The 12,195-nt window shown below is 74.4% G+C and carries 12 protein-coding genes and 1 pseudogene; 8 read left to right on the forward strand and 5 right to left on the reverse strand.

Going from position 1 to position 12,195, the window contains the following annotated elements:
- The 3 genes from AE652_RS22130 to AE652_RS22140 form a co-directional block, all read left to right on the forward strand.
- A partial coding sequence (locus tag AE652_RS22130) for a hypothetical protein (protein ID WP_049654202.1) occupies positions 1-473 on the forward strand: 473 nt, incomplete at its 5' end.
- A gap of 96 nt (positions 474-569) precedes the next feature.
- Positions 570-1,379 (forward strand): alpha/beta fold hydrolase, encoded by an 810-nt coding sequence (locus AE652_RS22135; protein WP_049654204.1) that lies wholly within the window; start codon positions 570-572, stop codon positions 1,377-1,379.
- Positions 1,380-1,550: 171 nt separating this feature from the next.
- Positions 1,551-2,945 carry an alpha/beta hydrolase gene (locus AE652_RS22140; protein ID WP_082345891.1) on the forward strand — a complete coding sequence of 465 codons (1,395 nt, stop codon included), beginning with the start codon at positions 1,551-1,553 and terminating at the stop codon, positions 2,943-2,945.
- 88 nt (positions 2,946-3,033) lie between these two features.
- Here AE652_RS22140 and AE652_RS22145 read toward each other — a convergent pair whose 3' ends face one another.
- Together AE652_RS22145 and AE652_RS22150 are read right to left on the reverse strand one after the other, a co-directional pair.
- Positions 3,034-3,600 (reverse strand): hypothetical protein, encoded by a 567-nt coding sequence (locus AE652_RS22145; RefSeq protein ID WP_049654207.1) that lies wholly within the window; start codon positions 3,598-3,600, stop codon positions 3,034-3,036.
- Entirely contained in the window at positions 3,588-4,730 is a 1,143-nt protein-coding gene (locus tag AE652_RS22150) for a serine hydrolase (protein WP_049654208.1), read from the reverse strand. Before AE652_RS22150 ends, AE652_RS22145 begins: the two co-directional genes overlap by 13 nt.
- 378 nt (positions 4,731-5,108) lie before the next feature.
- On the opposite strand from AE652_RS22150, the pseudogene AE652_RS22160 reads away from it, so the two are divergent.
- Positions 5,109-5,819 (forward strand): annotated as a pseudogene (locus AE652_RS22160) (VWA domain-containing protein); the annotation flags it as partial.
- A 192-nt stretch (positions 5,820-6,011) separates the two neighbouring features.
- On the opposite strand, the gene AE652_RS22165 reads toward AE652_RS22160, so the two are convergent.
- The 3 genes from AE652_RS22165 to AE652_RS22175 are packed head-to-tail and all read right to left on the reverse strand — an operon-like array spanning position 6,012 to position 7,767.
- Entirely contained in the window at positions 6,012-6,401 is a 390-nt protein-coding gene (locus AE652_RS22165) for a roadblock/LC7 domain-containing protein (RefSeq protein ID WP_049654211.1), read from the reverse strand.
- Entirely contained in the window at positions 6,398-7,411 is a 1,014-nt protein-coding gene (locus tag AE652_RS22170; RefSeq protein ID WP_063780227.1) for a hypothetical protein, read from the reverse strand. Before AE652_RS22170 ends, AE652_RS22165 begins: the two co-directional genes overlap by 4 nt.
- On the reverse strand, positions 7,408-7,767 hold the full coding sequence (locus tag AE652_RS22175) for a hypothetical protein (RefSeq protein WP_049654212.1): 360 nt from the start codon (positions 7,765-7,767) through the stop codon (positions 7,408-7,410). Before AE652_RS22175 ends, AE652_RS22170 begins: the two co-directional genes overlap by 4 nt.
- A 141-nt stretch (positions 7,768-7,908) precedes the next feature.
- On the opposite strand from AE652_RS22175, the gene AE652_RS22180 reads away from it, so the two are divergent.
- From AE652_RS22180 to AE652_RS22195, 4 genes are all read left to right on the forward strand, one after another.
- Complete coding sequence (locus AE652_RS22180; RefSeq protein WP_049654214.1) at positions 7,909-8,274, forward strand: hypothetical protein; 366 nt, start codon at positions 7,909-7,911, stop codon at positions 8,272-8,274.
- Between the two features lie 370 nt (positions 8,275-8,644).
- Complete coding sequence (gene zapE / locus AE652_RS22185; RefSeq protein ID WP_234348480.1) at positions 8,645-9,721, forward strand: cell division protein ZapE; 1,077 nt, start codon at positions 8,645-8,647, stop codon at positions 9,719-9,721.
- Between the two features lie 456 nt (positions 9,722-10,177).
- Positions 10,178-10,909: a hypothetical protein gene (locus AE652_RS43155; RefSeq protein ID WP_053112184.1), complete on the forward strand. Its 732-nt coding sequence runs from the start codon at positions 10,178-10,180 to the stop codon at positions 10,907-10,909.
- 188 nt (positions 10,910-11,097) lie between these two features.
- The coding region (locus AE652_RS22195; RefSeq protein ID WP_049654217.1) for a PLP-dependent cysteine synthase family protein at positions 11,098-12,195 on the forward strand (1,098 nt) is incomplete at its 3' end.

Below are 12,195 nucleotides of genomic sequence, written 5' to 3' on the forward strand. Positions count from 1 at the left end.
CGGTGATACCGGTCGCCGGGGACGAGTACGACCTGGACGTGATGCTGGGCGGGCTGCACGCCTTCGACGAGTTCAGCGCCCGGCCGCTGTTCGGCGGGGTGGTGGTCGGGGACCTGTTCGTCGTACCGGGGGAGAAGCCCGGCGACATCGGCATCAGCGGCGGCAAGCACCCGAGCCGCACCGCCACCGGCCGGCTGCTGGCGTACTCGCTGACGGACGGCGGCAAGCGGTGGACGGCGGGGCTGGACGACCAGGTGACCGGCCTGGTGGTGGACGGCGGCTCGGTGTGGGCGATGACCCGGGGCCGGGTGACCAGGGTGGAGGCGGCGACCGGGCGGCAGAGCGCCGTGCTGGACGTCAACGACACCGCGTCGCTCTATCCGGTGGACCTGTCGGTGTCGGACGCGGAGCGGTTCACGGTGGTCGCGGAGGACGGGACGCGGGACGAGCCGCCGGTGCGGGCGATGAGCTGACGGGGCCGGGACGGGGCCCGCCGCCGACGGACCTGACCCTTTCGGGTGGTTGTGTCAGTCTGGTGGGGGAGCACCGCCGAGACCGGGAGACTCGTGATGGCCGAGATCAGGGTGAACGGGGTGGCGCTGCACTACGAGGCCCGTGGCGAGGGCCCCGGCGTCGTCCTGGTGCACGGTTCCTGGAGCGACGCGGACTCCTGGGCGCGGGTGCTGCCCGGCCTGGCGGAGTCCACCACCGCGGTCGCCTACGACCGCCGGGGGCACAGCCGCAGCGAGGACCCGCTCACCCAGGGTTCGGTGCACGAGGACGCGGCCGACCTGGCCGGGCTCATCCACGAGCTGGGCCTCGCGCCCGCCTTCGCCTACGGCGACTCCTACGGCGCCCTGGTCGTCCTCCGGCTCGCCGCCGCCCGGCCCGACCTGCTGCGCGGGATCGCCGTGCACGAGCCGCCGGGCACCGGCATCCTGCTCGCCGACCCGGACCTGCGACCGCTCGGCACCGGCTTCGCCGACCGGATCGCCGCCGTCCGGGAGCTGCTGGAGCAGGCCGAGTCGGCGGCCGCCGCCGAACTGTACGTGGACAGCCTCGCCTTCGGCCCCGGCGCCTGGGAGCAGCTGCCCGCGCCGGTCCGGCACAGCTACATCCGCAACGCGCCCACCTACCTGGACGAGCTGCGCGACCCGGACGCGCTCGACCTCGACCTCATCGGGCTCGCCCGCTTCGGCGAGCCCGCGCTGCTCACCCAGAGCGACGAGAGCGCGCCGATGTTCGGCGAGGTGCTGGACCTCATCGACCTCACCCTGCCCAAGGCGGAACGCCACCTGTACGGCGGCGCCGGGCACGCCCCGCACCTGTCGCAGCCGGAGGAGTGGGTGCGGGTGGTGCTGCCGCGGGCGCTGCTCTGAGACTGCCGCGGCTTCCGCGATTGATGTGACGGTGCGTCACCGTTGCTGGCTCCGTCGGGGATTCGCCCCTGGTCGAATCCCCGGATAACCGCTCGCCTTCGCCGTCGTCCCGGGCGCAGGCTACGTCCGTGCCCGCGTCAGTACGGACGCGGTGCGAGCGGAAGGACTCACATGACGAGCACGCGCGGCCGCATCGCCGCTCTGCTGGGCGCCGTCGCGGTGGTCGCCGGCACCACGCTGGCCACTCCCGCGGCCGCCACGGCCGACACACCCGCCACGGCCAGGCCAGGCGGCGGGATCACCGGGCAGGCGCCCTGCCCGGACGCGCCCGAGTTCACCTGCGGGACCCTCACCGTCCCGCTGGACCACAGCGGAGCCGTCCCCGGCACCCTCGACCTCGCCGTGGCCGTCGCCGGGAACACCGCGGCCCCCAAGGGCGACCTGCTGTTCCTCACCGGCGGCCCCGGCCAGCCCGGCGTCCCGCTGATGAAGCGGATCGCCGGAAAGATGGCGCCCGTCCTCAAGGACTACCGCCTGGTCATGTACGACCAGCGCGGCACCGGCGCCCGTGCGCTCCAGTGCCCGGGCCTCCAGGAGGACATGGGCTCCTCCGACCTCGCCGTGCCGCGCAAGCAGTCGATCGCGGACTGCGCCGCCACCCTGGGCCCCAACGCCCGCTTCTACAGCACCGCGGACACCGTCGCCGACATCGACCGGCTGCGCGCCGCCCTCGACGACCGGCGGCTGACCCTGGACGGCGTCTCGTACGGCACCCTCGTCGCCGAGCGGTACGCGCTCGCCCACCCGGCGCACGTGGCCCGGCTGGTGCTCGACTCGGTGGTGCCGCAGCAGGGCTACGACCCGCTCGACCTGGCCGCCCTGCCCGCCAGTGCCCGGGTGCTGCGGGCCGCCTGCCAGGCCACCGGCTGCACCACCGACCCGGCCGCCGACCTCGCCGCCACCGTCCGGCGGTACGGCAACGGGGCGCAGGTCCTGGACGCCCTCACCAGCTACGAGTTCACCGACCCGAACTACGGCGGGGTCCCGGAGGCGCTGCACGAGGCCGCCGCCGGGCAGCCGGAGAAGCTCCAGGCCTTCATCGAGACCGTCCACCGGGACGACGCGGCCCCGGCCGAGGCGCTCAGCCAGGGCCTGCACGCCGCCACCGTCTGCGCGGACTCGCGCTTCCCGTGGGGCAGCACGGACACCCCGGTCGCGGGCCGGGCGGCCGCGCTGGAGCGCACCCGGCAGCGGCTGACCGCCGAGCAGACCTGGCCGTACGACGCGGCGACCGCGACCGGGCTCGGCAGCCAACTGGTCTGCCTGGACTGGCCGCGCGAGCCGGTGCCGCCGATCCCGCCGGCGCACCGCAGGCTGCCGAACGTGCCGGTGCTGCTGCTCGGCGGCGACCGGGACCTGTCCACGCCGAACGAGTGGCTGTACCAGCAGGCGGAGCTGGCGCACGACCCGCAGGTCGTGATCGTCCCGGGTGCGGCGCACTCGGTGCAGACCCGGGCGGCCGACCCGGCCGGGCGGCAGGCGGTGTACGACTTCCTGCTCAAGTAGCGGGGGCCGTCGGCGGGTTGCGGCCGACGGTGGACCGCCGCCGGCGGTGGGCCGTTCCGAGCAGGGGACGGAACGGCTCGCCGCCGCGCTACGGCCCGGCCGCGCCCCAGCCGTCGTCGGGCAGGGAGCGGTCGGGCTCGGGGCAGTCGAGGTGTTCGTAGCCCCACAGCAACGCCTTGTGCAGCGCCCACGCCTCCAGCGGCGGCTCGTCCTGGGACGCCCGGTTCGTCAGGACCAGCTCCACCCGGACCTCCTCGGCCGGCGAGAACAGCAGATTCCGCTGGTCCGGGAGGTTCTCGTACGTCACCGTCTGCCAGCTGTGGCCGGTGGCGGTCAGCGCCGCCATCAGGTCGGCCTCGGAGACGTGGGTGTCGAGCGTCGCCGAACCGCCGCCCGGCTGCGGGAGGTCGAGCTCGCCCTGCCAGACCGGCAGGGAGAGCGAGTGGAGCCGGCGGCAGCGGCAGAACACCGTCCGCACGTCGCCCCAGCAGAAGGCGTGCGGCCACCGGTCGCCCCGGTGGATGCCGCCGCCGTCCCACGGATCGCCGTAGTGGACGGCGAGTTCGGGCAGCGAGGCGCCGTAGCGCAGCTCGCCGAGGCCGCCGGTGGTGGCCAGGACGGTGACGAGCGGGAGGAAGCCGGTCAGCCCAGGCACTCGCGCACCGCCTCGATCAGGCGGTTCGCCCGGGCGTCGCCGTGGCCGATCATCCGGTTGGCGACATAGGCGAAGCCGACGCCGAACTCGTCGTCCCCGAAGGCGAACTGGCCGCCGGCGCCGTCGTTGCCGAAGCTGCGCGCGCCGAGCAGCGGGCGGAAAGCGGGGGAGTCGAGCAGCAGCCCGGAGCCCCAGCGGGCGCCCATGTCGAGGCCCAGGAAGCCCGCCCCGGAGGAGACTTCGCGCACCGCGCCGGTCACCGTGTCGGGCGAGAGCAGGCGGGGCGCGCCGTCCAGTCCGGTGGCCGCCGCCGCGTAGAGGCCCGCCAGGCCGGTGGCGGAGGCGACGGCGCCCGCGCCGGGCAGCTCGATCGCGTGCAGCGCCGGGTCGTTCCAGCCGTGCGGCACGTCCAGGCCGGGGAAGACCAGGGCGCCGTTCATGGTGACGATCCGGGTCAGCAGGTGCTCCGGGCCGGGCATCGGACGGCGGCCCTCGGCCTCCACCAGCCGGGCCAGGCGGGGGAGTTCGCTCTCCGGCAGGCCGATCCAGACCGGCAGGCCGAGCGGCTCGGCGATCTCCTTGCGCAGGAACGCGCCCGGGGTCAGCCCGGTGATCCGGCGGATCACCTCGCCGACCGCGAAGCCGAGCACATGGCCGTGGTACTCGTACGCGGTGCCCGGCTCCCAGAGCGGCTGCTGCGCCTCGATCGCCCGGACCACCGGATCCCAGGCGGCGACCTCCTCGAAGGAGAGCACCGCGTCCAGGGCGGGGATGCCGGCCCGGTGGCCGAGGATCATCCGGGTGGTGACGTCCTGCTTGCCGTTGCGGGCGAACTCCGGCCAGTAGCGGGCGACCGGCGCGTCCAGGTCGAGCCGGCCCCGCTCGGCGAGCAGGTGGGCGCTGATGCTCACCGGGCCCTTGGCGCAGGAGAAGACGGGCACGAGGGTGTCCTGCGCCCAGGCCCGCCCGGTGCGCTCGTCGGCCGTGCCGCCCCACAGCTCGACCACCTTCCGGCCCCCGGCGAACACCGTGACGGCGGCGCCCAGCTCGGGGAACCCGGCGAAGTTGGCGGCGAAGACGTCCGCGACGGCGCCGAAGCGCTCGTCGGCCCAGCCCTGGTGCTGCTGCATGATGTGGTGCCCCGTTCTGCCCAGTTCCGCCCTCAAGATCGACCGAACCACGCTACGGGAGCCCGGCGCCCCTGACGAGGGGATTTCACCAGGCCGGGACGGGTGGGACGGATGTGGCAGACTCGCCGGCCCCGGCCTGCGGCGGCTCTACCACCCGTACGACGGCGGGGCGGACGTCTACCTGGCGTCGACGGAGGAGCGGGACCGGCTGAAGGAGCGGCACGCCGGGTGGCTGTCGGGGCACCCGAACGGCCTGTGAGCGGCCGCGCCGGGCGGACGGCTTGCCCTCACCGCCGTCCGCCGCGCACAGTGTCCGGAGCGCGTTGACGATCACGCGCCCCGGCAGCCCGGCTGCCGCAGCGAGCGAGGGAGCGACACATGGCCGTCAGTCTGAGCAAGGTCGAGCAGAGCGCGCCCGCGCTGGTGAGCCTCTACAAGACGGCCGGCGCCTCGGTGGAGCGGCGCGGGCTGAACGGCCAGCGGGTGGCGGTGTACCTGGTGGTCGACTACTCCGGCTCGATGCGGCCCTACTACAAGGACGGCAGCGTCCAGGCGCTCGCGGACCGGGTCCTGGGGCTGTCGGCCCACCTGGACGACGACGGGACCGTGCCGGTCGTCTTCTTCTCCACCGAGGTCGACGCCCAGGCCGAGATCGCCCTGGAGGACCACGCGGGCTGGATCGACCGGATCGTCGCGGGCCTCGGCCACATGGGCAGGACCAGCTACCACCTGGCGATGGACGCGGTCATCCGGCACTACCGGGAGAGCGGAGCCACGGACCCGGCCTTCGTGCTGTTCCAGACGGACGGCGGCCCGATCAGCAAGCCCGCGGCGGAGAAGAAGCTCTGCGAGGCGGCGACGCTGCCGATCTTCTGGCAGTTCATCGGCTTCGGCGACCCGGACAGCCGGCAGTTCGACTTCCTGCGGAAGCTGGACGAACTGCCCGTCCCGGAGAAGCGGCCGATCGACAACGCCGGCTTCGTCCACCTGGGGCGCGACCCCCGGACGGTCTCCGACGACGAGCTGTACGACCTGCTGCTCACCGAGCTGCCGAGCTGGCTGGTGGCCGCCCGGGCCCAGGGCATCGTCCCGGACGGCCCGGCGCTGCGGCCGCCGGTCGACGCCGCGGCCGAGGAGCGGCCGCAGCGCCGGGGCTTCTGGGCCACCCTGACCGAGGGACTGGGGAAGCGGGGCCGCCGCGGTCGGTAACCCGACGGCGTCGGGACCAGGCGCTCTCTTCCGGATCACGCCGCGCGCCCGGCATGATCCGAAAGAGAGGGCCTAGACCGCGGGGACCATCCCGAGCAGCTCGCTCAGGCGGCGGACCGTGGCGGGCGACTCGCGGTGCAGGCCGGCGATGTCGAGGCCCTCGTCTCCCAGAATCATCAGCAGCGCCTGCTCCCCGATCGCCAGCACCACGACGTAGCCGCTGGTGCAGCGGGTGACCACGTCGCGCAGGCCGCCCACGCCGACCTCGGCCGCGGTGCGCCGGCCGAGGCCGAGCATGGCGGCGGACAGGGCGGCGGCCGACTCGGGGTGGACGGCGGCCGTGTCGGCGGCCACCAACAGGCCGTCGGTGGTGGAGACGACACTCTCCGAGATGCCCATGACCCGGTCGCGGAGGGACTTCAACTCGTCGACCAGCACGGCGGTCGGTGTCTGGCTGCTCATGGTGCGCTCTTCTCGCTCTGCTCGGTCGTCTCGGTACGCGCGGTGTGCTCGGCGCGGTGTGCGTTCGGTGGACCGTCGGAAGCGGCCGCCGCTCCCTCGGATCGGGCGGGCAGGCCGCCGGGGCCGCCCGCGCCGCGTCCGCTGCGGACGCGGCGCGGTAGCGGCCCGGTGTCGGCCGGCGGCGGTTCGCTCGTCGGCGTGCGCGGGGCCACGCTCGGTGCCAGGGGCCCCGGGTGAGCCGGTTCCCGGTGGAGCAGGTGCCGGGCGTCCATCCGTACGACGTCGAGGAGCACGGCGAACACACCGCGTCCCAGGGCGAAGCCGAGGTCGCGCGCGGTGCGGCGGCCGGTGGCGGCGGCCAGGATCTCCCGGTAGCGGACCGGGATCCGCAGCGCGCCGGACTCGGCCCGGGCGGCAGGACGGATCCGGATGCGGGCCAGTTCGCCGGGCGGTCCCCAGAGGCGGGTCAGCAGGGCCGTCCGCCGGGCGGTCTCCTCGAAGAGCCGCTCCGGCTCGATGCCCGGGCGCAGCGCGATCCTGGCAGGCGGCGCCGCCTCGGCCGTCTCCCAACTGCCGGGCGGGCTCAGCACCAGGGCGAAGGCCCCGTCGAAGGCGGCGGCGGCGCAGACGGCTTCGAGCTCGGCGGCGCCGATCGACCCCTGAGCCACCAGGGCCGCGCCGAGGTCGCCGCCCCAGGTCGGGGGAGCGTCGGTCGGTCGGCCGATGGACGCGGCCGTCTCGGCGGACGCCCACTCCTCCTCGCCGACGCGCCGGGACTTCAGCAGCAGGGTCGCGGCGGTCGGGGCCCCGGGGGTCTCGATCGCCGTGACCAGACCCTGCTCCAGGTGGATCGTGCCGCCCGGTGCGCTGGAGACGGTGACCGAGCCGGTGAACTCCGTCCGGCGCAGCGCGAGCAGCAGCGCGGGCACGTTGCGCGCGGTGGGTGGAGCCGGCGTCGTGGGAGTCGCGGGCACGGCGGGCGGCGCCGTGCCGTGGGACGGGTCGGTCATGCCAGCAAGTCCTGCGCGCGGTCGGCGGTCTGGCGGAGGGCCAGTGCCAGGTTGGTCCGTTCCCGATCCAGCACGGTGGCCAGCAGCAGGGGGTCGCCCTTCCGGGACAGCACCTGGACGACCTGGTGATGGCGGGTGCTGGTGACCACCAGGCTCTCCAACTCGCTCTCCGCCCCTGCCTCGTACAGCCGCTCGCCGATCAGGTTGGTCAGCTCGGCGAGTTCGGCCCCGGTCCCGAGCAGCCGGTGGTCCCCGGCGGACTGGTAGCTGAGACCCGTGACGGCGTCGACGAGCGCGGCACCGACCACTCCGGGGGAGCCGAGCACATCGGAGAGGGAAGCGTCGAGTGCGCGCACCAGTACCCCTTCACGTTCTGAACCCCGGCAGCGTACTTTATTCCATCATTTTCACGAGGCGACCACAACCGGCGGCTTCTTGCTATTTTGTTCCCGCACACGGGAGTTCTGCCCGGAAGTCACGCAAAGGACGAACAGCGCATGAACATTGACGAGGCACTCAAGGACGCGATGGCCATCGAGGGGGCCATCGGAGTGGCCGTGGCCGACCACGAGAGCGGTATGTCACTCGGGTTCCTCGGCGGGGGGCAGCAGCTCGACCTGGAGATTGCGGCCGCCGCCAACACCGAGGTCGTTCGTGCGAAGATACGCGCCCTGGCCGCGCTGTCGATCGATGATGTCATCGAGGACGTCCTGATCACCCTCGGCACCCAGTACCACCTGATCCGCCCGCTGACCCGCGGTCACGGCTCGCTCTTCCTCTACCTGGCGCTGGACCGCTCGCGGGCCAACCTCGCGCTCGCCCGGCACGGTCTCAAGCGCATCGAGGCCGCTCTCGACATCTAGCGGGGCCGGGCCGGCCGCCCGGGTGTCCGCGCCCCGTCCGGAGGCCCTGCCCGGATGCCCTGCCCGAAGGCCCGCGCGGGCCGCGTTTCGCGCGCGGAATTCCGGACGGAGCGAATGCGCGGCGTGACGAAGCGGCTACGGGGATCCGTCCGCGGGAATCGGGCCGCGAATATCGCGGGTGTACGCCCGGCACGGAAATGCGTGACTTTCCGATGACTGGGCGTCATATTCGCCCCGGCTGTTCCGGCCGGCGGCGGAGCGCCGGAATACCGTGGTCGAACCGCCGGAGCGCCGGTGTTTCGGCGGTGCCGCGGACCGGGCAACTCCCGGTGATCCCGACGGTTCTGACGCCCTGCTATGGTCCGGACCCGTGACGGACGGGGTGCGGAACCAGTACGAGGCGATGCGCGGGCACTTCCACCGGGCCGCGGGGCAGCACGGATTCACGCTCGACCCCGCCCAGGAGCTCCCGGTCGAACGACTCAGTCGGCTGGCCGGCGAGCTGGCCCACCCGGCCTGGCGGCTGCGCCGCAGTCCACGGCACCTCTACCTCTGGGGCCCGGTCGGCCGCGGCAAGAGCTGGCTGGTGAACACCTGTCTCGACGGGCTGCCGACCCCGCGCAAGCGGCGGCTGCACTTCCACGACTTCTTCCGCCGACTGCACGAGGGTGTCGCCCACCACTCCGAGAGCCGGAGCGCGGACGGCGCGGCGGTGGACCGGGCCGTGGACGAGCTGCTCGGCAACTGCCGGATCCTCGTCTTCGACGAGTTCCACGCCCACGACGCGGGTGACGCGATGCTGGTCGCCCGTCTCCTCCGCACCCTGCTGGACCGGCGGATCACCCTTGTCACCACGTCCAACTACCCGCCCGCCGGGCTGATGCCCGACCCGCTGTACCACCACCTCTTCGAGCCGACGATCAGGCTGATCGAGGAGCGGATGGACGTGCTCGACGTCTCCGGGCCGGTCGACTTCCGGCGGCAGCCCCGGTCGGAGCGGGCTCACGGGTTCGACCTCGGCGCCCGTCTCCGCCCCGGCGACGAGCCCTCGGCCGGTCTCACCCCGCCCGGGCCCGAGGAAGCGGGTCCGGTGGCCGCCCACCGCCGTGAGCTGTCGGCCCGGGCGGTCCGCGAGGACCACGTGTGGTTCGGCTTCCAGGAGCTGTGCGAGGGCCTCACCTCCGTCGCGGACTACCTCGCACTCGTCGACCGCTTCCCCACCGTCGTCCTCGACGGCGTCCCACCGCTCACCGAGGCGTCCCCCGACGGCCGTCGGCGCTTCGCCAACCTGGTCGACGTCTGCTGTGACCGCGACGTCCGCCTGGTCCTGATCGGCGCCGATCCGCTCGCCGGCCTCGCCACCGGCTCCACCCTCATGCGCGACCTCGACCGCACCGCCAGTCGCCTCGCCCTCCTCCGCCCGCCGGTTCGGGAGGCCGCCGGCTGAGCGCCCGCCGGGCGACCGGCGGGAACGGAGAAGTCCTGCCGGAGTGCCAGGACTTGCCCGGTCGATCACGCCGGCCCTGGAGGGGGGTTGCTCGCCCGGCGCCTTGGCGAACCGGCGTGCCAGGCCGGGGCGGAGTCCGGTAGCGTGCGCGAAGGAGTGCCGGGAAGCCTGGTCGGCGATCGAGGGACAGCTGTGTCCGCGAGCCGGTCCGGGGGTGGTGTGCGTGGCGCTCGACGCGAGGTCCGCCGCCGCGCCGCCGCCCCCCGCGCGGACCCGCTCAGGCCGTACGCAGCGCTCACGGGGCTTCGGCGAGCTCCGGACCGACTCCGAGACCGCGACACCGTCCGGCGTTCCGACCGCCCGGTACCGTCCGACCCCGGAAGGGGCGGGGCGGCACGCCCCGGCGACGGCGACCCGGGGGTTCCGGCCGCGCACCGGACCGGGGGGAGAACCGTCATGACCCACCGTCCCTCACCATGGACCCGCACCGGCGGCGCGCTGCTCGCCGTCGCGGCGCTGGCCCCGGCGGCCGCCGCCTGGTACGTGTTCACCGTCGTGCTGCCGGACGACGCCGAGCGGTACCGCTCGTACACGGCCGCCGTGACCTGCCCGGCCGGGAGCCCGGGCGCGGGGGTCGAGGAGTGCGTGCGCACCGTGCCGTTCACCGTCAGCGGCACGGTCGTCCGCAACGCGGGCAAGAGCTCCGAGTTCCGGGCGACGCTGGACGGCGCGCCGTTCTGGAGCGGCGAGGTGGGGTTCGCCGACGGCGGGCCGCTGCTGGACGGACTGAAGCCCGGAGACCGGGTGGACGGCACGGTGTGGCGCGGCCGGGTGATGCGCCTGGAACGGGCCGGTGTCGCGCAGGCCTCGTACGACGAGCCCCGCGACGAGGGGCAGTTCACCGCCGGGGTGGGCACGTTCGCCGCGCTGCTGGCGGTGCTCGCCGCCGTCCTGGGCGCGCTGCGGTTCACCGGCCGCCCCGGCGACGTCACCCTCGACCTCGCCCGGTCGCTCGTCCTGTGGACGCTGCTCGCCTGCGGAGTGCCCGCGGTGCTCGCGTCCGTGACCGGCCTGCCGTGGTGGACGGTGCCGGCCGCGGCCGTCCCGGCGGCGCTGCTCGCGGCGGAGGCGGTGCGGCGCCGGAACCGGGGGAGGACCCCGGGGGGACCCCGCCGGCTGCCCGCTTGATCGATGCCCGTCCCCGCTTGCGCTCGCCCGTTCCCGCTTGCGCCCGCCCGTCCCTGCTCGCACCGGCCCGTACCCGATCCCGGCCGTCGGACAATGTTTCGGCCGGATGAGGAACGGTGTCGCTACCGTCTACCGAGCCCGTGGCCTGGGCAGGCTCGGGCTGACAGTGCTAGCGAAAGGGGCCGACGATGGCCGCAGTTCACGAATCCGTCCTCGACGCGATCGGCGGGACGCCGCTGATCCGGCTGGCCCGGCTCGGCGCCGGGATCGCCGCGCCGATCTACGCCAAGGCCGAGTTCCTCAACATCGGCGGCAGCGTCAAGGACCGCGCCGCGCTCTCGATGGTGCTGGCCGCCGAGCGGGACGGCCTGCTGAAGCCGGGCGGGACGATCATCGAGGCGACCTCCGGGAACACCGGCATCGGCCTGGCGATCGTCGGGCGGCAGCGCGGGTACCGGGTGATCGCCGGGGTGGCCGACAAGTCGTCGGCCGAGAAGTCGGACATCCTGCGGGCGTACGGGGCGGAGGTCGTCCTCGCGCCGACCGCCGTGCCGGCCGAGGACCCGAGGCACCTGTTCAACGTCGTGCAGCGGCTGGCCGAGGAGATCCCCGGCGCCTGGCTCGCCAACCAGTACGACAACCTGGCCAATCCGGATGCCCACATCCGGACCACCGGCCCCGAGATCTGGGAGCAGACCGGCGGCCGGGTGACCCACTTCGTCGCCGGCGTCGGCACCGGCGGTACCATCACCGGCACCGGCGGCTACCTCAAGGAGACCTCCGGCGGCGCCGTGACCGTGGTCGGCGCGGACCCGGAGTCCTCCACGTACGGGGGCGGCGACGGCAGCCCGTGGTACGTCGAGAGCATCGGGCACTACCTCCACCCCGACACCGTCGAGGACCGCATGCCGCAGGCCCTGCGTACGGAGCTGATCGACTCCTACGAGCGGATCCCGGACCGCGAGGCGCTGCTGGCCGCCCGTCGCCTCTCCCGCGAGGAGGGCCTGCTGGCCGGCCCGTCCTCCGGCGCGGCGGTGGCGGCGGCGCTGCGGGTGGCGCGCCGGCTCGGGCCGGACGACCTGGTCGTGGTGGTGCTGCCGGACTCGGGGCGCTCCTACCTGTCCAAGGTGCACAGCGACGCGTGGATGCGGGAGTGGGGCTTCCTGGAGGAGGCGGCGGACGGCCTGCGGCCGCTGCTCGACGCCGCCGCGCCGCTGGTGACGGTGGCCGCCGGCGCGACCGTGGGCGAGGCGCTGGAGGCGCTGGGCGATGCGCCGGGCGGCGTG

It is taken from the genome of Kitasatospora sp. MY 5-36, from assembly GCF_001182915.1.
In the GTDB taxonomy this organism is placed as follows: Bacteria; Actinomycetota; Actinomycetes; order Streptomycetales; family Streptomycetaceae; genus Kitasatospora.